We start from the raw sequence: 26,977 nt of genomic DNA, 5'->3' as shown, positions 1-26,977 counted from the left end.
CGGGCTCAGGCGGGCGCGTTGGTGTCGTCCGGCTCGTCGACCGGGCGGCGCATCTCCAGGCGGTAGCGGTACACGCCGTAGCCGGTGCCGAGCACGAAGAACGCGACGCTCGCCCACAGCGCGGCCGTCTTGAGCCACGGCAGCGAGTCGAGCAGGCCGGCGCCGTAGTAGCCGAGCAGCACGAGCGTCGGCACCCAGAGCAGCCCGCCGGTGGCGGTGGCGAGCATGAAGCGGCGCGGGTCCATCCGCGCGGCCCCGGCGACCAGCGGCGCCAGCGTCCGGATCCACGGGATCCACCGCGCGGCGACGATCGCGAAGAACCCCTTGCGGTCCAGGAACGCCTGCGCCCGGTCGAGGTTGTGCCGGTTCAGCACCTTCCCGCCGCGACGCGCGATCAGCCGCGTGCCGGTACTGCGCCCGATGTAGTAGCCCACCTGGTTCCCCAGCACCGCCACGATGAGCGCCGCCCCCGACAGCAACCACGCATTGGCGTCCGACCCGTGCTGCGCGAGCACCACCCCAGCCGCGAACAGCAGCGAATCGCCCGGCAGGAACAACCCGACGATCAACGCGCACTCCGCGAACACGAAGCCCAGCACGATGACCCAGACGAGGACCGGACCGGCTGTGTCCAGCCAGCTCACGCCCACGCCCGCGGCCTCGATGCTTTCGACCTTCACGCGTCGAGCCTACGTGGCCGGGGAGCCGGGTTATACCGAACCATCGGATCGTGCCTTTCGGTCACTTTGGGTATTCCTGCTGTGAACGGGTCGTTCACGGCGGGTTTTCGCGGTGCGCGGGGAGAAGTTCCTTTCGCGCCAACGTTTCGTGATGAAACGAAAAAGCCGCCCGTGACAGTTCCCGTCACGGGCGGCCTTCTCGTTGGCAGCGGTGAGACCTCAGAACTGCGGCAGCGACTCTCCCTGCACAGCTTCGATGTCGAGCTCCACCTTGACCGTGGTGCCGATCGCGGCGACGCCCGCGCGGACCATCGCGCTGTAGTTGATCGAGAAGTCGTTGCGGTGCAGCTGGGTTTCGGCGTGGAAGGCGGCGCGGACGCCGCCCCACGGGTCGGGGCCGTGCCCGTTGTAGCGCAGCGCCAGCTCGACCGGGCGACGCTCACCGTGCAGGGTCAGCTCGCCCGCGAGGGTCCAGGTGTCCGTGCCGCGCTGAGAGAGGCCGGTGCTCTGGAAACCGATGACCGGGTGCACGTCGACGTCGAGGAACTCCGCCGAGCGCAGGTGGTCGTCGCGCATCTTGATGCCCGTTTCGATGCTGCCGGCCTTGATCTCGGCCTGCACCGTCGACCGTTCGATCGGGCGGGCGATCTCGATCCGCCCGCCGACGTCCGGGAACCGCACCTTGATGCTGGCGATGCCCATGTGCCGCGCGGTCGCGACCACCGACGAGTGGACCGGGTCGATCGTCCACGGGCCCGCCGGCGGCAGCTCCACAGCCTCCGCGACCGGCGCGAGGGAGATGTCGCCCAGCAGGCCGGCGCCGTCGGAGCCGATCTGCACCGTGCGCGCCATCGGGTTGTAGCCCGGCGCGGTGATCACGGCGGTGTAGACGCCCGGGGGCAGCGGCTCGGTCGCCACCGCCCCCTTCGCGTCCGTGACCTGCCGCGCCACCTGGCGGCCGTTGAGGTCCGTCACCGTCAGCACGGCGTTCTCGACCGGCCAGCCTCCGTTCGCGCGGAGCTGCGCGCGCAGGCCGCCACTCATGACCGCTCGACCAGCTCGTCGAATGCCTGGTCGTAGCTCAGGCGAACGTCGTGCTCGGCCTCGCCGTCACTCAGCGACACCTGGCTGGTGGCCGGCGGGTAGCCGCTCGCCACCACCGTGTAGGAGCCGGTCGGCAGGTCGCTCACCACGTACCGGCCCTCACCGTCCGTGCGGGCCACGGCCGCGACATTGCCGTTCGTGTCCAGCACCGTGATCCGCGCGTCCGGCACGATCCGCTCGCCCTCGGTGCGCGCGGTGCCCTGCAGCAGCACGGCACCGGCCAGCTCGACGTCGTGCCGCAGCACGCCGCTGTCCGGCACGGTCAGCGTGACCGCGACGGGGCGGTAGTGCGGGCCGCTCGCGACCAGCGTGTACTGCCCGGCGCCGACCCCGTTGAAGGTGTAGACGCCGTCGTCGGCGGTGATGAACGCGCCGTTGACCTCGCCGCGCGAGTCGGTGAGCGTCACCGTCGCGTTGACCAGCGGGTTGCCGAGCCCGACGGACCGCACCACACCGGTCAGCTCGCCCGAGCCGGTGAGCGTCACGTCCAGCTTCGCCGGGCCGCCGCCGACCACCACGCTGGAGGCCTGCGGCTGGTGCCCGGGGGCCGCCACGATCAGCACGTACGTGCCAGGGCCCTGCGTCGGCACGGTGTAGCTGCCGTCGCCGTTGCCGGTCGCCCGCGCCACCTGACGGCCCTGCTGGTCGATCAGGGTGAGCGCGGCGCCGCTGACGTGGCTGCCGTCCTGCCGCCGCACGTGGCCGGTCACCGGCACCCCGCCGTTGCCGGTCGGGACGTCGACGCCCGCGCCCGCCACCGAGTTGCTGATCGGCATGGGCAGGGAGCCTGAGATCGCTTCCGGGTCGCCGTGACCGTTTCCGTTCAACGAGTGCCTTCCGCCCGCGCCGACCAGTACCGGCTCACGCGGGGCTTCTTCGAACAGGGAGCCCGGCTTGGCCACCGGCTCGACGATCTCGGTCGGCGCGTCGTCCGCGTCGAGCAGCGCTTCGCCACCCTCGATGGTCGAGGCCGCGGACATGCCGGCCAGCGGGATCTCCTTCAGGAACAGGAGGACGATCGTGGCCAGCAGCGCCACCCCGCCGGCGACGTAGAACACCGTGGTGATCGACTCGGTGAAGCCGATCAGGATCGGCGTCTTGAGCGCCGGCGGCAGCGTCTCGATGATGCTGGTGTTGCTCTGGATGTCGGCCAGCTTGGCGCCGGCGCCGGCCGGCGGGTTGCCGCCGAACGCCTTGGTGATGTTGCCCGGCAGGACGTTGAACAGGATCGTCAGGAACACCGCGACACCCGCGGTGCCACCGATCTGGCGGAAGAACGTCGCCGAAGCGGTGGACGCGCCCATGTCGCTGCGCGGCCCGGCGTTCTGCACCGCGATCACCAGCGTCTGCATGCACTGGCCGAGGCCGAGGCCGATGATGGCCGCGGCGACGAGCGGGTGCCAGACCGGCGAGTCGTACTTGACCTGCGCGAAGAACAGCGCGCCGATCGCGATCAGCAGGGTGCCGACGATCGGGAAGATCTTGTACCGACCGGTCTTCGAGGTGATCCGGCCGGACACGATCGAGCTGATCATCAGGCCGCCCATCAGCGGCAGCATCAGCAGACCGGACTGGGTCGGCGTGTAGCCCTGCACCACCTGCATGTACTGCGGGATCATGGTGATCGCGCCGAACATCGCGACACCGACGATGACGCCGCCGATGATCGCCACGGTGAACGTCGAGTTCTTGAACAGCCGCAGCGGGATCAGCGCGGCGTCCTTCATGATCCGTTCGACCAGGATGAACGCGATCACGCCCACTGCGCCGATGACGTAGCAGAGGATCGCCTTGTAATCGCCCCAGCCCCATTTCTGGCCCTGTTCGGCGACGATCAGGAACGGCACCACGGCGATGATCAGGCTCAGCGCGCCCCACCAGTCGATCTTGTGCTTCTGTGGCGTGTGCGGGACGTTCAGCACCTTGGCGACCACGAACAGCGCGAGGATGCCGATCGGCACGTTGATCAGGAAGACCCAGCGCCAGCCGTCGAGGCCGCCGAGCGTGTCGAAGCCGGCGAAGAAGCCGCCGAGCACCGGGCCGAGCACAGTGGACAGACCGAAGACGGCCAGGATGTAACCCTGGTACCGCGCGCGTTCCCGCGGCGGCACCACGTCACCGATGATCGTCATGGCCAGCGACATCAGACCGCCGGCGCCGAGGCCCTGCACCGCGCGGAACGCGGCCAGCTCGTACATCGACGTCGAGAACGACGAGGCCAGCGAGCCGGCGAGGAAGATCGTGATCGCGGTCAGGTAGAACGGCTTGCGCCCGTAGATGTCGGACAGCTTGCCGTAGATCGGCGTGACGATGGTCGAGGTGATCAGGTACGCCGTGGTCGCCCAGGCCTGCAGCTCGAAGCCGTGCAGGTCGTTGGCGATCTTGACGATCGAGGTACCCACGATCGTCTGGTCGAGCGAGGCAAGGAACATGCCGCACATCAGGCCGCTCAGGATCGTGATGATCTGGCGGTGGCTCAGCCCCGGAGTCCCCGGCGATCCGGGCACTCCCCCTTGGGTCCGAGGTTGTTTCTCGACGGTGGACGTCATAATGCTTAGGCCCCCTTGGCCTGCGACACCACGGGGGTGTCAGACAGTGATGGAAAATTGTTCTCGATACCGGTGTTCAGCCGCTCGAACAGGTCGTTCAGAGTCTCGCGGTCCTCCTGGCTCCAGTCGCCGAGCACGTCGGCCAGCCACTGGTTGCGCTGCTTGCGGTTTTCGTCGAAGACCCGCAGGCCCTCGGTGGTGGGCGCGAGCAGGCAAGCCCGGCCGTCCTCGGGGTCGGCCTGGCGCTCCACCAGTCCGTGCTGCACGAGCGAGCTCGACTGCCTGCTGATCGTGGAGATCTCCGAATGCAGGAACTCGGCGAGCTTGCTGGTGCGCTGCGGACCCTCGTGGATGAGGCAGAAGAGGATCGCGTACGCGGCCCTCTCGATCCCGTCCGGACCTTGCTTGGCCACCTGGGACTTGGCCTTGGTGATCAGGCGCATGAACCGGACCAGCTCGTTGCTGAGCTGGTCGGCCAGTTCCAGTTCGGCCTTGGGCCTGGTGGCGGAGCTGTTCGGTGCCATGGGTGGGTCTTTCTCGCGGGTGAACGAACCGTTGTTTGGCGGCTGCAACTAGTTGCCTATGGCAAGGGTGTTCTTAATTCAACGTTTGTGCAAGCGAGAAGCACCCGGTTGTGTCACACAACACCTTAGTTGTTGCATGCAAGCAGATTTCCACGTGGTGGTTGGTCCGTTTCGTCCTGTGGACGGTTACCGGTGGGAACAAGACGGTGACCCACGGGTTGTTAGGGGTATGACCGACGACACAGCGCTGTACGACCTCATCGGCTCCCAGCGCAACGGCGTGCTGGCCACCCTGAAGCGCGACGGGCGCCCGCAGCTGTCCACTGTCACGCACCACTTCGACGCCGACGCGCGCACCCTGCTCGTCTCCATCACCGAGACGCGCGCGAAGACGAAGAACATGCGCCGCGATCCGCGCGTCAGCTACCACGTGGGCAGCGAGAACGGCTGGTCGTACGCGGTCGCGGAGGGCATCGCGGAGCTGTCCCCGGTCGCCGCCACCCCCGACGACGCGACGGTCGAGGCCCTGATCGAGCTGTACCGCAAAATCGGCGGCGAACACCCGAACTGGGCCGAATACCGCGCCGCGATGGTCGCCGACCAGCGGCTGGTGCTGACGCTGCGCATCGACCGGGTTTACGGCATGGTCCGCTGACTCGCTGGGCCGCTGGACTCATTGGGCCAATGACTCGCTAGGCCCGTGACTCGCTAGGCCCGTGACTCGCTAGGCCCGTGACTCGCTGGGCCCGTGGCTCATTGGGCCCGGTCGAGGCGGCTGTCGACCTGCCCGCGGTCCGGTTGACGATGCCGGCCTGGCTGGCGTTGCCGACCCGGCTAACGCGGTCGGCCTGGCTGGCGCGGCGGACCTGCTTGCGCGGTTGAACCGGCATCCCCGGCCGATGCGGTCGGCCACGGAGCCCGGCTGCTCCGCCAGACCCGGCTGACGCTATTGACCTGGCCAAACCCGGCTGGCCCGTCGGGTCTGGTTGCTCCGCTGGGCCCGACTCACCCGTCGGGCCTGGCTAACCTGCCGGGCCTGGCCAAACCGGCTGGCCCGTTGGGTCTGGCTGCTCCGCTGGGCCCGGCTCACCCGTCGGGCCTGGCTACTTCGTCGGGCCTGGCTGACCTGGCCACACCCGGCTGGCTCACCGGATCTGGCTGCTCTGCCGGCCCGGTCGTCACCGTTGACTGACCTGGCTGGACCCGCCTATCCCGCTGGACCTGGCCGTTCCGCTGTGCGCGACTAACCTGTCGTGCCCAGCCGGCCCAGCTGATCAGGCTGGTCCGGCAGTCCCAGCTGATCCCGCGAAAACCGCGCCGCCCGCGCCGGCCGCGGGCATCCGCCGCACCCGGTTCACGGCTGCTCCAGCCGCCCGGCGATGTCGTCGATCCGGTCGAGCAGGCTGCCGCTGTCCTCTTCGCCGAGTGCCGCGCGCATGTAGAGGCCCTCGCTGACCAGCATCACCAGCTCGGCGGCCAGCCGGTCCTCGGCGTTGTCCAGCAGCAGCTCGCGGATGTCGTTCATGCAGCGCTGCGAGACCTCGGCGGCGGTGGGGTCGTTGAGCACCAGCCGGATGGTCGCCATCGTCGTGCGGTGGAGCGGCAGGTTGCGGGTCACGTCGGTGATCGCCGTGCGCAGGTAGTAGCGGACCACGCCCTCCGGGGCGGCGCGCGCGAGCTCGATGTCCTCCGTGTTGAGCTGGACCAGGCGGTCGAGCAGGCCGTCGCGCAGGGCGTCCTTCGAGCCGAAGTGGTAGAGCAGGCCGCCCTTGGACACCCCGGCGCGCGCCGCGACCGCGTCGAGCGTGATCTCCACCGGCCCGCGCTCGATCAGGATGACCTCGTAGGAGTCGAGGATGCGTTCACGGGCGGAGGGCTTGGGCACACCTTGACTGTACCGTCCGGACGGTTTATCTTCTACATCAGGAGCGAAACTGTACCGTCCAGACGGTGCAAGAAGGGAAGAGTGCGCCATGGAGAGGCGCGGGCAGTGGTGGGCACTGGCGGTATTGGTGCTGCCGGTATTGCTGATCAGCGTGGACGCGACGGTGCTGGGGTTCGCCCTGCCGTACCTGAGCGAGGACCTCGGGCCGACGGGCGCGGAACAGCTGTGGATCGTCGACGTCTACTCGTTCGTGCTGGCCGGGCTGCTGGTGTTCATGGGCACGCTGGGCGACCGCATCGGCAGGCGGCGGCTGCTGCTGGCGGGTGCGGTGGCGTTCGGGCTGGCGTCGGTGCTGGCGGCGTTCGCGACGTCGTCGATGATGCTGATCCTGGCTCGCGCGCTGCTGGGCGTCGGCGGCGCGACTCTGATGCCGTCCACGTTGTCGCTGATCCGCAGCATCTTCACCGACGACCGGCGCCGCCGCACCGCTGTGGGTGTGTGGAGCGCGGCGTTCTCCGGCGGCATGGCCGTGGGGCCGGTGGTCGGCGGCTGGCTGCTCGAGCACTTCTGGTGGGGCTCGGTCTTCCTGATCAACGTGCCGGTGATGCTGGTGCTGCTGGTCGCCGGGCCGCTGCTGCTGCCGGAGCACCGCGACCCGAACCCGGGCCGGTTCGACTTCTTGTCCGCGCTGCTCTCGCTGGGCGCGATGCTGCCGGTGGTGTACGGCGTCAAGATCGCGGCCACGTCGGGCTTCACCTGGTCCGCGGCGGTGGCGATCGTGGTGGGGCTGGGGCTCGGGGTGCTGTTCGTCCGTCGCCAGCGCAGGCTGGAGCGGCCGATGCTGGACCTGGCGCTGTTCTCGAACCGGATGTTCACCGCCTCGGTGGTGACCAACCTGCTCGGCGTGTTCGCGTTGGTGGGGCTGTTGTTCCTGGTGCCGCAGTACCTGCAGCTGGTGCTGGGGCTGTCCCCGATCACGGCGGCGCTGTGGATGCTGCCCGCCACTGTCGCGGGAATCGCCGGGGCGCTGCTCGCGGTCCGGCTGGCTCGTCGGGTCCGCGTGCCGGTGCTGGTCAGCGTGGGCCTGCTGCTCGGCGCGGCCGGCTTCCTGATGCTCACGGCCATCGGCACCACGGCGGGCCTCGCCGCGGTAGTCGTCGCGTTTGTGCTGGTGGGCGGCGGTGTGGCGTTGTCCGAGACGCTCACCAACGACCTGGTGATCTCCGCGGCCCCGGTCGATCGCGCCGGCGCGGCCTCGGCCATCTCCGAAACCGGCTACGAGCTGGGCGGCGCCCTCGGCACCGCGCTGCTCGGCAGCCTGGCGACGGCCGTTTACCAGTCCGGCCTGGCCGGCTCCTTGAACGCGGCACCACACGACGCCGCCATGGACACCGCCGTCGCGGCGGCCCACGACACCCTGGGCGGCGCCGTGGCCGCGGCGGGCTCCCTGCCGGCCCCGGCTGCGGAGGCCCTTGTGACGTCGGCCCGCGAGGCCTTTGTCTCGGGGCTGCACGTCACCGCGTGGGCGGGCGCCGCGATCCTCGTCTACACCGCGGTGCAGGCCTACTTCCTGCTCACCCGCGGCCGCCGTCGCAACAGCAGCAGCAAGGAGGCGCCGCTGCCCGTGTGACCGGCTGCTCGCGTGGTCAACCGGCCAGTTGCCCGCGCGGGCAACGTGTCCGGCCGCTGGAGTTGCTCGGCGTCGAGCAGCTCCAGCGGCTGCCGGGTCGATCGATGAGAGGGGCGGGCCTCGCGCCAATCAGTCCGATCAGGACCGACACCGTCGGCGAGTTTTGGTTGCTGGAGCCAGGTCGGCGCGACCTGGTTTCCCGCACCAAGTCCCGCGTAGGCGAGTGTGCCCAGGCCCATCGCCTCGGGTGACTGCCGACCGCGGCGATGATCATGGGCGGCAGTCACGCGGCCATCATGCTTAATCGGAAGAAAAATTCCGCACTGCGGAGATCTCATCGCTTACGATGTCGGCATGAGTTATGAGGCCCTGGTCCAGCGACTTCGTGACGAGCTCGGCAAGGACGCCGTGCTCACCGACGCCGACGTCACCGACAGCTACTCGCGCGACATGATGCCGCTGGCCCCCGTCGGGAAGCCGCTGGCGGTGGTGCTGCCCGTCGACACCGCGGGGGTGCAGGCCGTGGTCAAGGCGTGCGCCGAGGCGGAGGTCCCGATCGTGCCGCGCGGCGCGGGCAGCGGGCTTTCCGGCGCGGCCAACGCGATCGACGGCTGTGTGGTGCTCGTGCTGACCAAGCTCAACGAGATCGTCGAGGTCGACGCGGGCAACCGGCTCGCCGTGGTGCAGCCCGGCGTGGTCAACCTGGACTTCCGCAACGCCGTCGAGAAGCACGGCCTGTTCTATCCGCCGGACCCGTCGAGCTACGACTGGTGCACCATCGGCGGCAACCTCTCCACCAACGCCGGCGGGCTGTGCTGCGTCAAATACGGCGTCACCACCGACTCCGTGCTCGGGCTGGAAGTCGTGCTGGCCGACGGTTCGCTGCTCAAGACCGGGCGCCGCACGGTGAAGGGCGTGGCGGGATACGACCTGACGAAGCTGTTCGTCGGCAGTGAGGGCACGCTCGGCGTGATCACGCAGGCGACTGTCGCGCTGAAGCCGTTGCCGCAGGCGCCCGCGACGTTCGTGGCTGGGTTCAGCACCACCGAGGCGGCGGGTGAGGCCGTCGCGCGCGTGGTGCGGGAGGGGCTTGTGCCGTCGCTGCTGGAGATCATGGACGCGGCGTCGATCAAGGCGTCGGAGACCTACCTGAAGACCGACCTCGGCGCCGGCTCCGATTGCCGCGCCCTGCTGCTCGCCCAGTCCGACGCCGGTGGCGAGGCCGCCCGACGCGAACTCGCCGCGCTGGAGCAGATCTGCACCGACTGCGGCGCCGATCTCGCGTACGCCACCGAGGACCTCGAAGAGGGCAAGATGCTGCTGCAGGCGCGACGGGTGGTGCTCACCGCGCTGGAGACGTACGGGACCTGGCTGACCGACGACGTCTGCGTGCCGCGCACGCGCATCGCGGAGCTGATCCACGGTTGCGAGCAGGTCAGCGAGAAGGTGGGCCTGAAGATCGCCGTCGTCGGGCACGCGGGTGACGGCAACATGCATCCCACGATCGTCTACTCACCCGACTCCGAGGACGAGTTCGCGCGCGCCCAGCAGGCGTTCGACGAGATCCTGGAGATCGGCCTCGCGCTGGGCGGCACCGTCACCGGCGAGCACGGCGTCGGCAAGATCAAGCGCGACTGGCTCGTGCGCGAGATCGGCCCGGTCGGCCTGCGGGTGCACCGGCAGATCAAGCAGGCGCTGGACCCGGGGAACCTGTTCAACCCGGGCTCGATGTTCTCGATGACGGACTGAAACGGCGAACGGCGCCGGTCCCCCGAGGGGAGCCGGCGCCGTTTCGGCGAATTCGCCTTGTGTCAGTTCGCGTCAGTCGCGCACGCGCGGGATCCGCTGCGTGACCTCGGCCGGGGTCTCGGCTGCCGCGTCCCCGCGCGCCTTCTTCTCGCGGCGGCTCTTGAGGTACTCCAGGCCGATCGGGACGACCGACACGAGCACGATCACCACGAAGATGGCGTCGACGTTGTCGCGGATGAAGCCGATGTTGCCCAGCAGCGAGCCCAGCACCGTGATGCCGGCCGCCCACAGGATGCCGCCCAGCACCGTGTACGTGAAGTAGCGCTTCGGGTCCATGCGGCCGACGCCGGCGATCCAGGTGATGAACGTCCGGACGAACGGCACGAACCGCGCCAGCACGACGGCCTTGGGCCCGTGGTGGTCGAGGAAGGCGTGTGTCTTGTCGACGTACTCCTTCTTGAAGAACTTCGAATCCGGCCGGTTGAACAGCTTCGGGCCGACGAAGTAGCCGAGGTAGTAGCCGCAGACGTTGCCGAGCAGCGCCGCGACCGTCACCAGCACGCAGACCAGCCACAGCGGCGCCTGCAGGGTGTCGTTCGCGATGAACAGCCCGGCGGTGAACAGCAGCGAATCGCCCGGCAGAACCGGGAAAATGCTGCTCTCGATGAAGATGATCAGGCAGAGCACGGCGATGACCGGCGCGGTGAGCCCGGTCAGCAGGTGCTGCGGGTCCAGCCACGACGGCAGGAGGGACATGGTTGTCACTGTGCTCTGGGCGAGAATCACACCGAAAACGGTACAGGGTGACGCTGTGTGCCTTCACCGGGCAAGGAACCGCAGGTCACATGGCGACTGGACCGCGGGCCCGGCGGCGAGGTCCCGGGCGCCTCGCGCGGGGGAAATCGGGCGTTCCGGGCAGGGTTTGGCGGTTGGGCCTTGGACCCCTCGCGCGGGTGGAATCGGGTGTTCCGGACGGGGCTGGGGCGGCTGAGTTCCTGGACGCGCTGAGCGGGTGGAATCGGGCGTTCGGGACGGGGGTGTGGCGGCTGAGCCCTGGATGCGCCGAGCGGGTGGAATCGGGCGTTCGGGACGGGGGTGCGGCGGTTGAGCAGTGGACGCGCCGGGCGGGGGCTGGGCGTTCCGGATGGGGACGTGCCCGGCCGGGCCGGATGTCCCGGGCGCGCGGGACATCCGGCGTTCCGGGTAAGGGTGTGACGGTCGGGCCCGGCCGCGCCGCGGCGGAGGGATCCGGCCGGGGCGGGCAGCGGTGTGGCGACTGGCCCGGGCGTCTTGGGCCGGGGCCGGGATGTCTGGACAGGGCGTGACGGCTGGGGTCAGACCAGCGTGAGGAGCCCGATCACCGAACCCGCGGCCAGGCCGAGGAGCAGGGCGAGCAGGAGAACCCAGTGGACCGGCAGCGGGGTGCTCGTCGACGCTGGGGTTTGGCGGACCGTCGCGGCGTCGGGCGACTGGGGCGGGGCGAACTGGGCGTTCGCGGCCGCTGCGGGGTGACCGCCGCTCGCGTGGCCACCACCGGCCGCATAGCCGCTGCCTGTCGGGTAACCGCCGGCGCCTGCGTGGCCGCCGTTGCCGGCTGCATAGCCGCTACCGGCCGCGTAGCCGCCAGCGCCTGCCTGACCGCCGCCGGCCGCATAACCGCCAGCGCCCGATTGGCCGCTGCCGCCGGCTGCATAACCGCCGGCGCCTGCGTGGCCGCCGCTGCCAGCTGCGTAACCGCCACCGCCTGCGTGGCCGCTGCCGCCGGGCGCATAGCCCGCGGCGCCCGCCTGACCACCATTGGCGGCCGGGTAGCCGCCGCTCGCGCCTGCGTAGCCGCCGGCGAACGGGCCGGAGCCCTGGCCGGCTGCGGCGGTGCCGGAGTCCGTCGTGCCGTCGGCCCAGTCCAGTGCGGCGCGTTCGCGTTCCAGTGAGTCCGCGCTGGCGCCGGAGAGCAGGCCGTAGCGGGGCGGCAGTTCCGCCGTCGGGCCGGTGCCTGTGCTGCTCGCACCGCCGCCCGGGCCGGTCACGCCGCCGCTGCCAGTCGAGCCGCCAGTGCCAGTGCCGCTATCGGCGCCGGTCCCGCCGCCAGTGCCACCCGTGCCACCGAAAGCGCCGGTACCACCGGAAATGCCACCGGTACCGCCAGCACCACCGGAAGTCCCGGCTCCGTCACCCTCGGCGTCCTCGCGGGGGACGCTGGGCGGACCGGGCGAGGTGTGCGGGGCGAAGACGGCTTGCGCGCGCAACGCGTCGGCCAGTAGTCGCTCCGGGTCCTTCGGCTCGGTCATCCCGATCGTCTTCCCCCGTGTCGTGGCTGGATCGTTACGTGCTCAAGGTAGCCCGGCCGACCTCGGCGACCCATTCGCCCCGGCGGAGCACCTTCACCGGGCGCAGGTCGTCGTCCAGGACGACCACGTCGGCCGTCAGGCCGGGGCGCAGCGAGCCCGTCCGGTCCGCGACGCCCAACAGCTCGGCGGGACGTCCGGAGGTCGCCCGGACGGCGTCGAGGACACCGAGTTTCGCACCCTTCACCAGGTTGCGGAAGGCGTTGTCCATCGTCAAGGTGCTGCCGGCCAGCGAGCCGTTGTCGGCGAGGGTGGCGACGCCGTCGTGGACGTCGACCTCCAGGCGGCCCAGCGTGTAGCGGCCGTCGGCGGCGTCGGTGGCCGACATGGCGTCGGTGATGAGCACCGTGCGGCCGCGGCCGGCGTGCGACGCGGCCAGCCGCACCACGGTCGGGTGCAGGTGGACGAGGTCGCAGATCAGCTCGACCGTGACGCGCTCGTCGTCCAGCAGCACGCCCACCGGGCCCGGCTCGCGGTGGTGCAGCGGGCGCATGCCGTTGAACAGGTGCGTGGCCACGGTGGCGCCCGCGTCGATGGCCGGGACCAGCTGGTCGGCGACACCGTCGGTGTGCCCGATCGCCGCGGTCACACCCGACTCCGCGAGCTGCCGGACGGCCTTGACGCCGCCGTTCAGCTCCGGCGCGAGCGTGACCATCCGGATCGCGCCATGGCCGGCGCGCAGCAGCTTCTCCACCGTGCCGGTGTCCGGTTCGAGCAGCGTGTTCGGGTCGTGGGCGCCGCAGCGGGCGCGCGAGATGAACGGCCCCTCCAGGTGGATGCCGGCCAGCTCGCCGTCCTGCACCAGCTCACGCAGGGCCGCGATCTGCTCCGTCAGCAGGTCGACGGGGTCGGACACCAGGCTGGCCAGCGTGGTCGTGGTGCCGTGCCGCCGGTGCGCGCGCACCGCGGTGAGCATCTCGTCCGGGTCCAGCGTGGAGAACGAGCCACCGCCACCACCGTGGCAGTGCGTGTCGATGAACCCGGGGACGACCAGCGCCCCGCCCACGTCGATGCGCTGGAGATCGGGGCCGCCCGGAGGCGTGCCCGTGCCCACTGCGGCGATCCGCCCGTCGGCGACGGACAGCCAGCCGTCGTCGAGTACGCGGTCCGGGGCGGCGACCCGGCCACCCGTGATGACGAAGTCTGCGGCGTGCTTCACGTCGTCCAGCATATATTGGTCTGGACCAAGCGTGGGCACGCTACTCAGTGATGGGATTGGTCCACCCGGGTCACTTCTGGGTCTGCATGGCCTTCTGCAGTGCCTCCAGGGCCCGGCTGGCGGTCGATTTGACCGTGCCCTTGGAGATGCCGGCGGCCTCGGAGATCTCGGCCTCGCTCAGCCCGCCGTAGTAGCGCAGCACCAGCACCTCACGCTGGCGCGGCGGCAGCTTCGAAAGCGCGCTGACCACGGCCTGGTGCTCGCTGGACAGCATCGCGAGGCTCTCCGCGGACCGCGCGTTCACCGCGTGCGGCGGCACGTACTCGCGCGCCGTCTTGCGCCGGCGCAGCACGCTGCGCGACCCGTTGACCACGGCGGTGCGCAGGTAGCCGACGGCCGCGGCCGCGTCGCGCAGCCGTCCCCAGTTGCGGTGCAGCCCGGTGAAGGCCTCCTGCACGACGTCCTCGGCCGTGGCCGGCTCGTCGACCAGCAGGATCGCCAGCCGGACCAGCCGCATCCGGTGCTGGCGGTACAGGTCCTCGAGGTTCAGTGGCGCGGCAGGCGGCTGCGCCGCTACCGGTCCGTCGATGGTCCGCAGGTGGCCGAGGGTCGCCTCGACGCTGCGTTCCGCGTTGCCCTCCAGCATGAACCCCTGCCTGTCCTCGACCCCGGTGAATCCGTGCCGGTGGTCCCGGGCGGGATCGGGCACGGTGTGCCGCGTCCGCGGCCTGGTCACGAGATTCACAGCGTTCACACAGCCACCGACGCACGCCTAGCGTATCGGGTTGGCCCCCACCCGCCACCGATCGGATGCTCGGACCGCCACGGTCGTGACAGGTAGCGTCGGAACTGTCACCGTCGCGCCAACCCGGGAGATCCACATGGCCTGGTACCTCGTCGAAATCCGTTACGTACAGGAGAAGCTGGCCGACGTCCGGCCCCGTCACCGCGAGTACCTGTCCGGCCACGCCGCCGAGGGCCGGGTCGCCGTCGCGGGCCCGCTCGGCGACGGCACCGGCGGCCTCACGCTCTGGCAGGCCGAGGACGAGGCCGCGCTCACCGAATTGATCAACGCCGACCCGTACTACCTCGAAGGCGTGGTCGCCGAGCGCACGGTGCGCGAGTTCAAGCCCGTGCTCGGGGCCTGGGTGCCGCAGGCCTAGCTGTCCCGAGATCGCCGCTGTTCCCAAGATCACAACTCCAGGACGGCGGGTCCGCGGTCCACGCAGATCCGCACCGATCCGCCGTCCGGGGTGGGCACCGCGCAGGTGCCGCAGAAGCCCTGACGGCACGAGTACGGCACGTCCGGCAGCAGCTCGCGGACCACGTCCAGGGTCGAGCGGTCCGCGGGCACGTCCAGCGTCACGCCGGTGCGCCGCAGCCGCACCCGGTACGGCTGCCCGCCGACGATCGGCGGCGTCGAGAACCGCTCGAAGTACACCGCCGCGGCGCCCGTGAGCGCCAGGTCCACGCGCACGCCGGTGATCATCGGCACCGGCCCGCAGCAGTACACCGAGGCGCCGTCCGGCACGCCCTCCAGCAGTTCCGCGCCCGACGCGGGGATCCCGTACTCCGTGTCCGGCCGGATCCACACGCGGTCGCCGTCCAGGTCCGCCAGCTCGTCGAGGAACGGCATCGACGCGCGGTCCCGTCCGGTGTAGACGAGCCGCCAGCCGGCGCCGCTCGCGGCCGCGCGGCGCACCATCGGCAGGATCGGCGTGATCCCGATGCCGCCGGCCACGAACAGGTAGTCCGGCGCTGCAACGAACGGGAACGCGTTGCGCGGCCCGCGCACCACCACCTTCGTGCCCGGCCGCAGCGAGTGCACCTCCGCCGACGCCGCCCCGATCCGCCGCACCGCCACGCGGTAGTACGACGAGTCGCCGGGGTCGCCGCACAGCGAGTACTGCCGCAGCAGGCCCGAGGGCAGCAGCAGGTCCAGGTGCGCGCCCGGCCGCCAGTCCGGCAGCGGCCCGCCGGCCGGGCGCGTCAGCCGCAGGCTGACCACCCCGTCGGCCTCTTCGCGCACGGCCCCCACCAGCAGTTCCAGGTTCCGGTCCACCTCGCGCACGGGCGGGCGGCTGCGGCCGGAACGGTCCGCGAGCCGGCGGTAGGCCGCGGTCACCCCGATCAGCGTGGACATCAGCCGGTCGCGCCGCCCGCTGCCGTCGAGCCTCGCCGGGAAGTCGGGCGTGTTCACTTCGGTGCGTCGGCCGCCTGGGCCGCGGGCGAGCCGGCGAGGTACGCGACAGCTTGGTCGGTGTTGCCGGTTTCGGTGGGGTGGTAGGACTTCCGGAAGTACGGCCGGATCTCCCGCAGCAGGTCCCGCGGGCCCGGCAGGAGCCCCTTCTTCGCCGCGCCCAGGTAGCCGCGGAAGGACGCCTTTCCCGGCCGGGTCGGATCGTTCGCCATCAGGAACCGCGTGCCGCGCGCGAAGACCCAGAACAACGCGGGCGTCACCACGGCCATGCTCCGCACCCGTCGCGAGTAACGGCCGTCGAGGTGGCAGAACAGGTCGTACGCCACGGAACGGTGCTCGACCTCCTCCGCGCCGTGCCAGCGCAGCAGGTCGAGCATCGTCGGGTCGGCGCCCGCTTCGTCGAGCGCCTTCGCGTCGAGCACCCACTGGCCGAGGAACGCCGTGTAGTGCTCGATCGCCGCGATCAGCCCGAGCCGCTCGATCAGCCACTCCTCTTCCGACTGGCCGGCCCGCCGGGTCCGCCCGCGCGGATCGTGGTCGCCCAGCAGCTTGCGGAACAGCCACTCCATCTGCGCGATGTACGGCCGGACGTGCAGTCCCGCGGTCTCGAGGTGCGCCGCGGCGCCGTCGTGGGCCTCGGCGTGCATGGCCTCCTGGCCGATGAAGCCGAGCACGTCCTCCTTGAGCCGCTCGTCGCGGATCAGCGGCACGGCCTGCTTGAACACCTCGACGAACCAGCGCTCGCCCTCGGGCAGCGCGATGTGCAGGACGTTGACGGTGTGCGTGGCCTGCGGTTCGCCGGGGACCCAGTGCATCGGCAGCGCGGCCCAGTCGAACTCGACGTCGCGGGCGTGCAGCACGATCTGCTCGTGGTTGATCGGCTCCGCGCTCATGACGCCCGCCCGCTCAGCTCGTAGTCGCTGGGGTCGACGCGGCGGGTCTCCAGCCAGTACGACCAGGTGGAGCCGGGCCAGATGGTCCGGTTCACGCCCTTCGCGTCGAGGTACCAGCTCTTGCAGCCGCCCCGGGTCCAGACGCCCTTGACCAGCTTGTCCTGGATCTCGGCCTGGAACTTCTCCTGCACGGACGGCCGCACGTCGAGCGCCGCGGCGCCGTGGGAGTCCGCCAGCTTGATCGCGTCGACCACGTACCGCGACTGCGACTCGATCATGAACACCACGGAGTTGTGCCCCAGCGCGGTGTTCGGGCCCAGCAGGAAGAACAGGTTCGGGAAGCCGGCGACGGTGATGCCCTTGTGCGTCTGGATCCCTTCCGTGGCCCAGGACTTCGCCAGGCTGCGGCCCTCGGAGCCGGTGATGTCCAGGTACTCCAAGGCATCCGTGACGTGGAAGCCGGTGCCGTAGATGATCGCGTCGACCTCGTGGTCGACGCCGGCGCCGTCGACCACGCTGTGCGCCTTGACTTCCCGCACCCCGTCGGTGTTCACCTCGACGTTGTCGCGGGCCAGCGCCGGGTAGTAGTCGTTGGACAGGAGCACACGCTTGCAGCCCATGGTGTAGTCCGGCGTCACCTTGCGCCGCAGCGCCCGGTCCTTGATCGCCTTGGCCATGTGCCGTTTCGCGAGCTGCTCGCCGGCTTTCATGATCACCGGGTGGCCGTTGAAACCGAGGCCCTGCGCCTCGCGGCCCCAGTAGAGCAGGGCGCGGTACAGCTGCTGGGCGCCCGGGACCCGCTTGAAGAGCGTCTTCGCCCAGCCGGACATCTGGTGGTCGGGCTTCGGCATGATCCACGGCGGGGTGCGCTGGAACAGCGTCAGCTCGCCGACGGCCGGTGCTATCCGCGGCACGAACTGGATGGCGCTGGCGCCGGTGCCGACGACGGCGACCTTCTTGCCGGCCAGGTCGAACTCGTGGTTCCACTGCGCGGAGTGCCAGGACTGGCCCTTGAACGCCTCGATGCCGGGCAGCTTCGGGACCTGCGGGATGTGCAGGCCGCCGACGCCGGAGACCAGGAACTGGGCGGAGAACTCCGCGCCGCCCTTGGTGTTCACGGTCCAGCGGCGCTCGCGGTCGTCCCAGTGCGCGCCGGTGATCTCGATGCCGAACCGGGTCTTCTCACGCAGCCGGTGCTTGTCCGCCACGCCCTTCAGGTACTCGAAGATCTCCGGCTGCGGCGAGAACGACCGGGACCAGTCCGGGTTCTGCTCGTAGGAGAACGAGTACATGTGCGACTGCACGTCGCAGGCGCACCCGGGGTACGAGTTGTCCCGCCAGGTGCCGCCAACCTCGTCGGCCTTCTCCAGGATCACGTAGTCCCGGATACCGGCCTTTTCGAGCTGAATCGCCTGGCCGAGCCCGGAGAACCCGGTGCCCACGACCACGACCTTGAACCGCTCGGTCATCTCCTCGGCCTCCGCTGCGCTGGGGGGTCTGCCGAAGATGATGTTACCTCAGGTAACAGTTACTTGGAAGTACAACCTACTCGCTAGTACGAACCGCCGAGCTTCGTGTGGTCCCAGCTGACCACCTTGGTCGGGCGGAAGATCAGCCCGATTCGCTTCGGGGCCTGGCCTTCGATGAACGAGCGCAGCTGGTCGGGCACCGGGTCGCCCGGCTTGGCGCCGGCGTAGCGCTGCATCAGCGTGATCCCCATCCGGGTCACTTCGGCGGTGTCCTCGACCAGCTGGACGTCGGCCTCCATGGAGATGCCGCGCAGCTTCTCGTAGGAGTCGCCGTCCTCGACCAGCACGGTCGCCTCGGGCAGCCGTTGCAGGTTCTTCGCCTTCTGCGACGTGGCATACGTCCACGTCGCGACCCCGTCCTCGTGCGGGTAGTACCAGAGCGGCGCCAGGTGCGGCCTGCCGTTCGGCCCGATCGAGGCGACGTTGATGACCTTCTGCTCGTCGAAGTACTCGCGGACCTCGTCCTCGGTCATCCTGATCTGGTCACGACGCGACACGGGCGGCCTCCCGGGGGGTAGTTGTCAGTGCGTCAACCATCCTCCGGGCGGCCGCCCGTGTCGAGCCCGAGCTAGCGCTTGGTCGCGGCGCGGCCGCCGTGGCCGGTCACCGCCGATTCGAACGCGCCGCGCTCCTTGATGTCGGCCAGCGCGGCTTTGTCCGCGGCCGGCACGCGGGACCGCGAGCCGATTTCGATGATCGGCGGGAGGAACGCGCGCAGCAGCTTGAGCCCGCCCACCCAGCGCGGCACGTGGATCGTCCTGGCGCGCTTGAGGATGCCGGCTTCGAGGTCGTCCAGCGCCACGTCCAGCGGGTAGGTCTTGCCGATCAGCCCCGGCATCGACGAGCGGAGCTTGCCGAACACCGGGTGCTCGTCCGCGCTCTCGACCAGGTCGGTGCGGATCCACGTGGGGTGCGCGACGCCGACCTTCACGCCCAGGTGCGCGACCTCCGCGCGGAGGCTGTTGGAGAACGCCTCGACGCCGGCCTTCGCGGCGGAGTAGTTCGCCATGCCGGGCGCGTGCGTGATCGCGGCGAGCGAGGAGATGGCGAGCAGGTACCCCTTGCTCTCGATGACGTGCGGCAGCGTGACGCGGAACGTCCGCCAGACGCCCAGCAGGTCGACCTCGATCACCTTCTCGAACGCGGCGGGGTCCACGGACCGCACGAAGCCGGCCGTGGCGATCCCGGCGTTGGCGATCACGATGTCGATCCGGCCGAAGTGCTCGACGACGCCCGTGACTGCGCTTTCGAGAGCGTCCCAGCTGGTGACGTCGGCCTCCCACGCGTGCGCGCTCGGGCCGATCTTCGCGGCCACCTTCGCCTGCTCCTCGGCCTCCAGGCCCACCAGTGCGACCTTCGCGCCGCGCGCGGCCAGCCGCTCGGCGAGCCCCGCCCCGATGCCCCGCGCCGCCCCGGTGATCAGCACGACCTTGCCGTTGACGCCGGTGTTCCTGAGCAGTGCCACGGTGCCCTCCTTGGCCTCGTTTCCGCCTGTGGAGGGCACCGTAACTCAACCTACCCTGAGTAAGCTACTGAAAGGTAGGTTCACTCGGCCGGCGTGCTCAGCTGGCGGAGGCCTCGCTCAGCGCGGCGATCTCGCCGGTCGACAGCTCCAGCGAGACCGACGCGATCAGGTCTTTCAGCTGGTCGGTGTTCCGCGCGCTCGCGATCGGCGCGGCGATCGTCGGCTGGGAGCGCAGCCACGCCAGCGACACCGCGGCCACGGACGTCTTGTGCGCCGCGGCGACCTCGTCGAGGGTGGCCAGCACCCGCTCGCCGCGGTCGTCGAGGTACTTCAGGGCGCGCGGGGCGCGGGGCGAGTCGCCGGGCTCGTCCTTCGAGCGGTACTTGCCGGTGAGGAAGCCGAGAGCGAGCGCGAAGTAGGGCAGCGTCGAGAGGCCCTCACGCTGGACGAGCGGCCCCAGCTCCTTCTCGTAATCCCGCTCCACGAGGTTGTACTGCGGCTGCAGCGCGACGTACCGCGCGAGGCCTTCACGGTCCGAAATGGACAGTGCTTCGGCAAGGCGGGCCGGCTCGTAGTTCGAGGCCGCGATGTAGCGCACCTTTCCAGCGCGGACAAGGGTGTCGAACGCCGTCAGGGTTTCCTCGAGCGGGGTGCCCGGGTCGTCCCGGTGTGCGTAGTAGAGGTCGATGTGGTCGGTCTGCAGGCGTTGCAGGGAGTCCTCCGCCGCGGCGGCGATGTTCTTCGCGGACAGGCCGGGCCGGTCGTCCCACATGCCGACCTTCGTCGCGATCACGAGGTCGTCGCGGCGGCCGCGCTTGGCCAGCCAGGTGCCGATGAAACGCTCGGAACCGCCGCCCCCGCCGTACAGGTCGGCGGTGTCGAGGAAGTTCCCGCCCGCGGCGGTGTAGGCGTCGAGCACCGTGTGCGAGGCCTGCTCGTCGGCGGTGAAGTTGAAGACGTTGCAGCCGAGGTTGAGGCCGTACACGTCGAGTTCTGAGGTGCCGATCTTCGTCATACCTCGAAACTACTGTGCTGATCGTCAGCAATCCGGCCACAGCCACGGCGGAATCGGCCGTGCACGGGCCGTCACCACCCGCTCCGCCTACTTTTGGCCGGATTGCTAACCCCGAAAGTGGGGCGTCCGCCTGGTGGGATCCGGGAGGAAATCGCCGCCCGCGTGCGTTGGACCGCGGTATGGCAATCGAACTGGGCAGGATCGGCATCTGGCGTTCCGCGACGCAGACGAACGGCGAGTTCGCCGCGGGGGTGGAGAAGCTCGGCTACGGCGCGCTGTGGCTCGGCGGCTCACCGGGCGGTGACCTGAAGATCGTGGACGAGCTGCTGTCCGCGACCGAGCACCTCGTCGTCGCGACGGGCATCGTCAACATCTGGTCCGACGGCGCCGGCAGCATCGCGAAGGCCTTCCATCGGATCAACGGCAAGTACCCGGACCGCTTCCTCCTCGGCGTCGGCGCGGGGCACCCGGAGGCGACGCAGCAGTACACCAAGCCGTACGGCGCGCTGGTCGAGTACCTCGACGGGCTGGACGCCGGCGGCGTCCCGAAGGAGGCTCGCGCGCTGGCGGCGCTGGGCCCGAAGGTCGTCAAGCTGTCCGGCGACCGCACAGCGGGCGCGCACCCGTACCTGACCACGCCGGAGCACACGCGCTCGGCGCGGGAGATCCTCGGCGCCGGGCCGCTGCTGGCGCCGGAGCAGAAAGTCGTCTTCGACACCGATCCCGAGCGGGCGCGCGCGGTCGGCCGTCAGTCGGTGAAGTTCTACCTCCGGCTGTCCAACTACACCGCCAACCTGCGGAAACTCGGCTTCACCGACGAAGACCTCGCGGGTGAGGGCAGCGACCGCCTGGTCGACGCACTGGCCCTGCACGGCGACGCGGCGACCATCGCCACGGGCTTGCGGGCGCACCTCGACGCGGGCGCGGACCACGTGAACATCCAGGTGCTGGGCGACGATCCGTTCCCCGCTTACCGGGCGCTGGCGGCCGAGCTGATCTGAATCGGTCCACCTTTCGGCCGCGGGTTCTGTGGCGAGTGAGGTAGGACCGGTCCACGTGACCGGTCCACCTCGTACGATGCGGCTGTACAGGCAAGCCGTCTCGAGGAGGAAACGATGCCCATCGCCACCCCCGAGGTCTACGCGGAGATGCTCGACCGGGCGAAGGCGAACGAGTACGCCTTCCCGGCCATCAACGTGACCTCGTCGGAAACCGTGAACGCCGCCATCCGCGGGTTCGCCGAGGCGGAGAGCGACGGGATCATCCAGTTCTCCACCGGCGGCGCCGAGTTCGCGTCCGGGCAGAAGGTCAAGGACATGGTCACCGGCGCCGCGGCGCTGGCGGAGTTCGCCCAGGTGGTCGCGGCGAAGTACGACGTGAACGTCGCGCTGCACACCGACCACTGCCCGAAGGACAAGCTGGACAGCTTCGTCCGCCCGCTGATCGAGATCTCGGCCGAGCGCGTCAAGAACGGCCAGAACCCGCTGTTCCAGTCGCACATGTGGGACGGCTCCGCGATCGACCTCGACGAGAACCTCGAGATCGCGCAGGAGCTGCTGGCGAAGACCGCCGCCGCGAAGATCATCCTCGAGGTCGAGATCGGCGTCGTGGGCGGCGAGGAGGACGGTGTCGCGCACGACATCAACGAGAAGCTCTACACCGCCGAGGGCGACTTCCTGAAGACGATCGACGCGCTCGGCTCCGGCGAGCACGGCCGCTACCTGCTGGCCGCGACGTTCGGCAACGTGCACGGCGTTTACAAGCCGGGCAACGTCAAGCTGCGCCCGGACGTGCTCAAGGGCGGCCAGGAGGCGGCGTCGAAGAAGCTCGGCCTGGCGGCCGGCTCGAAGCCGTTCGAGCTCGTCTTCCACGGTGGCTCGGGCTCGCTGCCGGAGGAGATCCGCGAGGCCGTGTCGTACGGCGTGGTGAAGATGAACGTCGACACCGACACGCAGTACTCCTTCACCCGCCCGATCGCCGACCACTTCTTCAAGAACTACGACGGCGTCCTGAAGATCGACGGCGAGGTCGGCAACAAGAAGGTCTACGACCCGCGCAGCTACCTCAAGGCCGCGGAGACCGGCATGGCGAAGCGCGTCGTCGAGGCTGTCGAGGCGCTGGGCGCGGCGGGCAAGAAGCTCGGCTGATTCTGGTTCTGCAGCAACGAGAACGGCCCTTCCCGCCGGGTGGCGGGAAGGGCCGTTCTCCGTTCAGACCGCGACCATTTCCAGCATGCTCTCGAGCCCCTTGAAGTCCGCGGCGTTGCGCGTGTAGAGCGGCAGCCCGCACGCGGACGCCACGGCGGCGATCATCAGGTCGAGCTTGCGGGGCTTGGGATCCCGGTTCGCCGCGATCGTCAGCGCGACCAGGGTTCCGTAGCGGGCCGCGGCTTCGTCGTCGAACTGCAGCGGCGTGAACTCGGTGAGCGCGGCACCCAGTTGTTCGGTTCGCGCGGCGCGAACCGAGGGATCCTTGGCCATCGCGATGCCCTGGTGCAGCTCGGCCATGGTGATCGAGGTGAGCGCCGGGAAGTGCGGCAGGTCGCGGGGATCCAGTGTGGCGAGGTCGATGTACGTGCAGGTGTCGAGGATGCCGGCCTCGTGGCGGTCAGCCACGCGAGCGCTCCCACGGATCGGTGGCGTCGAGGCGGTCGTCGCCGAAGTGCTCGTCCGAGTCCCGGCGCAGTTCGGCGGCGTCCACCTGTGGCAGCCGCTTGTGACGACTCACCAATTCCTCCGCGGTCAGCCGACGACGACGAGGGACCGGGCGCACTTCGGCGACCTCGACCCCGTTGCGGGTGATGCGGAAGGTCTCGCCCGCCTCGACCGCGTCCATGACCGCAGCCGAGTTGTTGCGGAACTCCCGCTGGCTGATCAAGCTCATTGTCATAGACCCAGTGTAGCCACCTGTAGCACACAGGGCTACTTGGTGACGCGCCGCCGGTTTCCCCACCACCGGGTCGCCGGGGAAGCCGCCGCCCACAGGACGAAGACGCCCACCAGGGCGGCCAGCGCCGTCCAGTACGCGACGGGCGGCGCGGACTCCGTGTGCGCGTCGCCGAGCAGCCACGGGCGGAACTGGGACTGCAGCCACAAAGCGCCGTACCCGAAGGCCGTCACCAGCAGCGCGCCGATGCCCGCCGTGGCGACGCGGTGGCTGGCGCCGATGCGGAAGGCCAGGTCCACGGCGAGGCCGACGGCCAGCAGGTAGAACGGGACCGTCGAGACCGGGAAGCCAAGGCCCAGCAGCAGGGGCCACATCACCGAGCGGTATGCGACGTACGCGGCCGCCACCGAGAGCGCCGACCAGCGGCGGCCCAGCGTGTGCCGCGCCAGCGCCAGGATCAGGCCCGACACCGCGATGCCCCACAGCGGGTAGACCCATGACGGGATCGGCATCGTGAAGTGCAGGATCGCGGTGCGGTCCACCGGGTGGCCGATCTGGTTCGCGGCGAACGACAGCAGCGACGGCTCGGCCTCGGGCGCCCCGCGCTCCCACGCGCGCAGGCCGAGGATGCCGTACTCCTGCTGGCCGTTCGGGAAGAACGTGTTCTCCAGGAAGAACGCCCACAGCGCCAGCAGCACCCCGGTGCGGAAGCGCCCCGGCGGCGCCAGCCGGAACCACGCGAGCAGCACGCCGGCCTGCATGATGCCGGTGCCGAGGTACAGCATCATGTGCGACGGGCTCCACGCGGTGAGGTCGAGGCCGTTCACGCGGTGGTTGATCACGTCCAGCGGCGCGGCCACGAGGAACACCACGAGCCCGGTCTGCATCAGTCGCAGCGAAGGCTTGTCGCAGCCGAGGCCCGTGTAGCTGTGGATGGCCACCAGCACCACGATGATCACGGTGCCGACGGTGTTGATCAGGTGCGGCGGCGCGAGGTCGTCGCGCAGCCACATGAAGTGCCACGACATGTCCCACGACGAGCCGACCAGCTTGAACGCGAACGCCGTCAGCCACATGCCGTAGCAGAACCGCAGGACCCACGCGGGCGTCGGCTGCCCAGGGGCGCCGCGGTGCCAGTGCCGCGCGAAGAAGAGCAGGGTCTTCCCGAGCGGGCTGCGCGGGACGACGACGTCGGCAACTGCGTTGGTCATGGCGGACATCATTCCCGGCCGGGGTATCGGCAGGGGCCGAAACGTGGCAAACCGCTCGAAGATCAGGGTTCACCCCTACGGGTGGCGGATTTGCCTCCGCGGCTCCGGTTTCGGCATCCTGTCGCGCCATGATGCCGAAACGAGTAGTCGCCGCTGTCGTGATCGCCGCACTGGTGCTGGCCGGCGGCGGGGTCCTCGCGGGCCTGTTCCTCTGATCCGCCGGGCGGTGGGCAGAATGGCGGCATGACGCACAACCTGCTCGGCCCCGAGCCGACCCTGCTGCCCGAGCACACCGCCGCGCAGGCCGCGCTCGACGCGGGCACCGATCCCGCCGCCGTCGCCGCCGAACACCCCGACTTCAGCGCGGCGTGGGCCGCGCTCGCGGAGAAGGCGCTGGAATCCGGCGAGACCGTCGCCGCCTACGCCTACGCCCGCACCGGCTACCACCGCGGCCTCGACCAGCTCCGCCGCGCGGGCTGGAAGGGCTTCGGCCCGGTGCCGTGGTCGCACGCCCCGAACCAGGGATTCCTGCGGGCGCTGGCCGTGCTCGGCCTTGCCGCAGGCCGCATCGGCGAGACCGAGGAGTACGAGCGCTGCCGCACCTTCCTCGCCGACTCCGACCCGGCCGCGGCCGAGGCGACCGGCCTGAAGTGACTCGCTGACCAGACCGTTAAGGCCTCCTTACCCGCGTCGGACGCGGGTAAGGAGGCCTTAACGGCTTTTGCGCGCTGAAGGAGCGGGCCCGGCCGCTGGGGGGAGGAGGCCGGGCCCGCCGGCCGTCAGGCGACCGAAGCCAAGGCCGGTTTGACGACCGAGCCGACGACGCGGTTACGGCCACTGTCCTTCGCCACGTACACGGCGGCATCGGCGGCGGCCATCACTTCCTCGATGCTGGAGCCGTCCATCGGGAAGGCCGCGACGCCGATCGACGCGGTCCGCCGTTCGATCGCGACTTGTTCGCCTTCGTTGGTCCGGGTCTGGATCACCAGTTCGCTGATGCGCTGCCGGATCCGCTCGGCCGTCACGATCGCGTCCTCTTTGGACGTCGACGGTAGTAGCGCCACGAACTCCTCACCGCCGAACCGGCCCACTAGATCGTGGGCGCGCGTCTCCTGTTTGACCACCGCGGCGACGGCCTTGAGCACGTCGTCGCCCGCTAGGTGGCCGAAGCTGTCGTTGATGTGCTTGAAGTGGTCGAGGTCGATCATCAGCGCGCCGAAGCTGCTGTCCTCGCGCTCGGCGCGGGAGATCTCGCGCTGCGCGCCGTCCTGCCAGGTGGTGGCGTTGAGCAGCTGCGTCTTCTGGTCGGTGGTGGCCAGCTCCTCGAGCCGCTTGATCAGCACCGACCGCTGCAGGATGTAGAGCGGCAGGATGACCAGCAGCGACAGCAGCGGCTCGTTGGTGAGGACCATCGTCAGCAGGCCGCCGACGCACAGGATCGACGCCTCGAGGAGGTTGTCGTCCATGGTGCCGAGGCAGGACGCGGGCGTCGCCTTCGCCGGGTCGGCGAGGAACAGGCCGAGGCCGGTCAGCGCGGTGTTCACCAGGAAGTAGCCGAGCGCGGCCGCGGCGACGGCCGTGACGCCCTGCTCGCCCGTGACGTAGCCGGCGAGCCCGGCGCCGAAACCGGACAGGATCATCGTCGTCGCGTTGGCCGCGACGCGGTGGGCCTCACCCGGGCGGATGCCGTTCCAGCTCCGGAACGCGAGGTAGATGTAGAGCACGACGCCCAGGGCGGCCACGAGTTGCGGCGGCACCAGCAGCGCGGCCGGCAGCAGCCACACGGACGTCACGGTGATGTGCGGGCCGTGGCTCAGCATCCGGCGCTGGCGCTCGATCCGCCGCGTGACCTCGGTCTGGGCGATGGCCAGGCCGGTGATCAGGGCGAACATCCCGACCTGGGCCATGGTGACCGAGATCAGCAGGGTGCTCGCGATCGTCAGGGCCAGTGCGACGGCCATGCTCGTGAGCGTGACGGTGATCCACCGTCGCGGTCGTGACCACAGCGCCCACCCCCGGACCGCGGTGATCAAACCTTGTCCAGACCATTCCCCCGATGTGACCATTTTTCCCCCATGCTCTTGCGCGGATGCCCGGTGACAAGTTCCTCACGGACAGTTTCGGACCGTTTGCCGCCTGTCCACAAGAGCCTT

At 70.2% G+C, this 26,977-nt stretch carries 26 protein-coding genes; 7 read left to right on the top strand and 19 right to left on the bottom strand.

Annotated elements, in window-relative coordinates:
- Positions 1 to 5: 5 nt before the first annotated feature.
- The 4 genes from OG943_RS35500 to OG943_RS35485 all read right to left on the bottom strand — a co-directional run bounded on the left by OG943_RS35500 (position 6) and on the right by OG943_RS35485 (position 4,857).
- A complete protein-coding gene (locus tag OG943_RS35500; protein WP_328605291.1) occupies positions 6 to 680 on the bottom strand; it encodes a DedA family protein in 675 nt (224 codons plus the stop codon).
- 219 nt (positions 681 to 899) lie between these two features.
- Positions 900 to 1,724: a YceI family protein gene (locus tag OG943_RS35495; protein WP_328605290.1), complete on the bottom strand. Its 825-nt coding sequence runs from the start codon at positions 1,722 to 1,724 to the stop codon at positions 900 to 902.
- The gene (locus tag OG943_RS35490) at positions 1,721 to 4,333 is read right to left on the bottom strand and encodes an MFS transporter (RefSeq protein ID WP_328605289.1); all 2,613 of its coding nucleotides are present in this window, start codon (positions 4,331 to 4,333) and stop codon (positions 1,721 to 1,723) included. The genes OG943_RS35495 and OG943_RS35490 overlap by 4 nt, the downstream gene beginning before the upstream one ends.
- Before the next feature lie 5 nt (positions 4,334 to 4,338).
- A complete protein-coding gene (locus OG943_RS35485; RefSeq protein ID WP_328605288.1) occupies positions 4,339 to 4,857 on the bottom strand; it encodes a MarR family winged helix-turn-helix transcriptional regulator in 519 nt (172 codons plus the stop codon).
- A 229-nt stretch (positions 4,858 to 5,086) separates the two neighbouring features.
- On the opposite strand from OG943_RS35485, the gene OG943_RS35480 reads away from it, so the two are divergent.
- Entirely contained in the window at positions 5,087 to 5,512 is a 426-nt protein-coding gene (locus tag OG943_RS35480; RefSeq protein WP_328605287.1) for a PPOX class F420-dependent oxidoreductase, read from the top strand.
- A 699-nt stretch (positions 5,513 to 6,211) separates the two neighbouring features.
- Here OG943_RS35480 and OG943_RS35475 read toward each other — a convergent pair.
- Positions 6,212 to 6,742 carry a TetR/AcrR family transcriptional regulator gene (locus tag OG943_RS35475; RefSeq protein ID WP_328605286.1) on the bottom strand — a complete coding sequence of 177 codons (531 nt, stop codon included), beginning with the start codon at positions 6,740 to 6,742 and terminating at the stop codon, positions 6,212 to 6,214.
- An 88-nt stretch (positions 6,743 to 6,830) separates the two neighbouring features.
- Here OG943_RS35475 and OG943_RS35470 point away from each other — a divergent pair, with 88 nt between their 5' ends.
- Positions 6,831 to 8,372 carry an MFS transporter gene (locus tag OG943_RS35470; RefSeq protein ID WP_328605285.1) on the top strand — a complete coding sequence of 514 codons (1,542 nt, stop codon included), beginning with the start codon at positions 6,831 to 6,833 and terminating at the stop codon, positions 8,370 to 8,372.
- A gap of 354 nt (positions 8,373 to 8,726) precedes the next feature.
- Positions 8,727 to 10,121 carry an FAD-binding oxidoreductase gene (locus OG943_RS35465; RefSeq protein ID WP_328605284.1) on the top strand — a complete coding sequence of 465 codons (1,395 nt, stop codon included), beginning with the start codon at positions 8,727 to 8,729 and terminating at the stop codon, positions 10,119 to 10,121.
- A 72-nt stretch (positions 10,122 to 10,193) separates the two neighbouring features.
- Here OG943_RS35465 and OG943_RS35460 read toward each other — a convergent pair whose 3' ends face one another.
- The 4 genes from OG943_RS35460 to OG943_RS35445 form a co-directional block, all read right to left on the bottom strand.
- The gene (locus OG943_RS35460) at positions 10,194 to 10,907 is read right to left on the bottom strand and encodes a DedA family protein (protein WP_328605283.1); all 714 of its coding nucleotides are present in this window, start codon (positions 10,905 to 10,907) and stop codon (positions 10,194 to 10,196) included.
- A 548-nt stretch (positions 10,908 to 11,455) separates the two neighbouring features.
- On the bottom strand, positions 11,456 to 12,409 hold the full coding sequence (locus OG943_RS35455; protein ID WP_328612373.1) for a hypothetical protein: 954 nt from the start codon (positions 12,407 to 12,409) through the stop codon (positions 11,456 to 11,458).
- Between the two features lie 34 nt (positions 12,410 to 12,443).
- Positions 12,444 to 13,637: an N-acetylglucosamine-6-phosphate deacetylase gene (nagA, locus tag OG943_RS35450; protein WP_328605282.1), complete on the bottom strand. Its 1,194-nt coding sequence runs from the start codon at positions 13,635 to 13,637 to the stop codon at positions 12,444 to 12,446.
- Between the two features lie 58 nt (positions 13,638 to 13,695).
- Positions 13,696 to 14,271, bottom strand: coding sequence for a SigE family RNA polymerase sigma factor (locus OG943_RS35445; protein ID WP_328612230.1), 576 nt, complete (start codon positions 14,269 to 14,271; stop codon positions 13,696 to 13,698).
- A 235-nt stretch (positions 14,272 to 14,506) separates the two neighbouring features.
- Between OG943_RS35445 and OG943_RS35440 the strand changes: the two genes are divergently transcribed.
- Positions 14,507 to 14,788: a YciI family protein gene (locus OG943_RS35440; protein ID WP_328605281.1), complete on the top strand. Its 282-nt coding sequence runs from the start codon at positions 14,507 to 14,509 to the stop codon at positions 14,786 to 14,788.
- A gap of 29 nt (positions 14,789 to 14,817) precedes the next feature.
- On the opposite strand, the gene OG943_RS35435 is transcribed toward OG943_RS35440, so the two are convergent.
- The 6 genes from OG943_RS35435 to OG943_RS35410 form a co-directional block, all read right to left on the bottom strand.
- Positions 14,818 to 15,825, bottom strand: a complete 1,008-nt coding sequence (locus OG943_RS35435) for a PDR/VanB family oxidoreductase (protein ID WP_328605280.1) — start codon at positions 15,823 to 15,825, stop codon at positions 14,818 to 14,820.
- Positions 15,822 to 16,718: a metal-dependent hydrolase gene (locus OG943_RS35430; protein WP_328605279.1), complete on the bottom strand. Its 897-nt coding sequence runs from the start codon at positions 16,716 to 16,718 to the stop codon at positions 15,822 to 15,824. Before OG943_RS35430 ends, OG943_RS35435 begins: the two co-directional genes overlap by 4 nt.
- A complete protein-coding gene (locus tag OG943_RS35425; protein WP_328605278.1) occupies positions 16,715 to 18,187 on the bottom strand; it encodes a flavin-containing monooxygenase in 1,473 nt (490 codons plus the stop codon). Before OG943_RS35425 ends, OG943_RS35430 begins: the two co-directional genes overlap by 4 nt.
- 83 nt (positions 18,188 to 18,270) lie before the next feature.
- Positions 18,271 to 18,744, bottom strand: a complete 474-nt coding sequence (locus tag OG943_RS35420) for a pyridoxamine 5'-phosphate oxidase family protein (protein WP_328605277.1) — start codon at positions 18,742 to 18,744, stop codon at positions 18,271 to 18,273.
- Positions 18,745 to 18,815: 71 nt separating this feature from the next.
- Complete coding sequence (locus tag OG943_RS35415; protein WP_328605276.1) at positions 18,816 to 19,712, bottom strand: SDR family oxidoreductase; 897 nt, start codon at positions 19,710 to 19,712, stop codon at positions 18,816 to 18,818.
- Between the two features lie 97 nt (positions 19,713 to 19,809).
- Positions 19,810 to 20,727, bottom strand: coding sequence for an aldo/keto reductase (locus tag OG943_RS35410; RefSeq protein ID WP_328605275.1), 918 nt, complete (start codon positions 20,725 to 20,727; stop codon positions 19,810 to 19,812).
- Positions 20,728 to 20,906: 179 nt separating this feature from the next.
- Here OG943_RS35410 and OG943_RS35405 point away from each other — a divergent pair, with 179 nt between their 5' ends.
- Complete coding sequence (locus tag OG943_RS35405) at positions 20,907 to 21,728, top strand: LLM class F420-dependent oxidoreductase (protein WP_328605274.1); 822 nt, start codon at positions 20,907 to 20,909, stop codon at positions 21,726 to 21,728.
- Positions 21,729 to 21,842: 114 nt separating this feature from the next.
- Entirely contained in the window at positions 21,843 to 22,874 is a 1,032-nt protein-coding gene (gene fbaA, locus OG943_RS35400; protein ID WP_328605273.1) for a class II fructose-bisphosphate aldolase, read from the top strand.
- A 63-nt stretch (positions 22,875 to 22,937) separates the two neighbouring features.
- On the opposite strand, the gene OG943_RS35395 is transcribed toward fbaA, so the two are convergent.
- The 3 genes from OG943_RS35395 to OG943_RS35385 are packed head-to-tail and all read right to left on the bottom strand — an operon-like array spanning position 22,938 to position 24,836.
- A complete protein-coding gene (locus OG943_RS35395; protein WP_328605272.1) occupies positions 22,938 to 23,342 on the bottom strand; it encodes a type II toxin-antitoxin system VapC family toxin in 405 nt (134 codons plus the stop codon).
- Positions 23,335 to 23,616 (bottom strand): type II toxin-antitoxin system Phd/YefM family antitoxin, encoded by a 282-nt coding sequence (locus tag OG943_RS35390; protein ID WP_328605271.1) that lies wholly within the window; start codon positions 23,614 to 23,616, stop codon positions 23,335 to 23,337. Before OG943_RS35390 ends, OG943_RS35395 begins: the two co-directional genes overlap by 8 nt.
- A gap of 32 nt (positions 23,617 to 23,648) precedes the next feature.
- Complete coding sequence (locus tag OG943_RS35385) at positions 23,649 to 24,836, bottom strand: hypothetical protein (RefSeq protein ID WP_442874614.1); 1,188 nt, start codon at positions 24,834 to 24,836, stop codon at positions 23,649 to 23,651.
- A gap of 231 nt (positions 24,837 to 25,067) precedes the next feature.
- Between OG943_RS35385 and OG943_RS35380 the strand changes: the two genes are divergently transcribed.
- Entirely contained in the window at positions 25,068 to 25,478 is a 411-nt protein-coding gene (locus tag OG943_RS35380; protein ID WP_091625104.1) for a DUF3151 domain-containing protein, read from the top strand.
- A gap of 125 nt (positions 25,479 to 25,603) precedes the next feature.
- On the opposite strand, the gene OG943_RS35375 is transcribed toward OG943_RS35380, so the two are convergent.
- Positions 25,604 to 26,731, bottom strand: a complete 1,128-nt coding sequence (locus OG943_RS35375) for a GGDEF domain-containing protein (protein ID WP_442874827.1) — start codon at positions 26,729 to 26,731, stop codon at positions 25,604 to 25,606.
- Positions 26,732 to 26,977: the final 246 nt, after the last annotated feature.

Source organism: Amycolatopsis sp. NBC_00345 (assembly GCF_036116635.1).
In the GTDB taxonomy this organism is placed as follows: domain Bacteria; phylum Actinomycetota; class Actinomycetes; order Mycobacteriales; family Pseudonocardiaceae; genus Amycolatopsis.
This window is presented reverse-complemented; position numbering and strand designations above follow the sequence as displayed.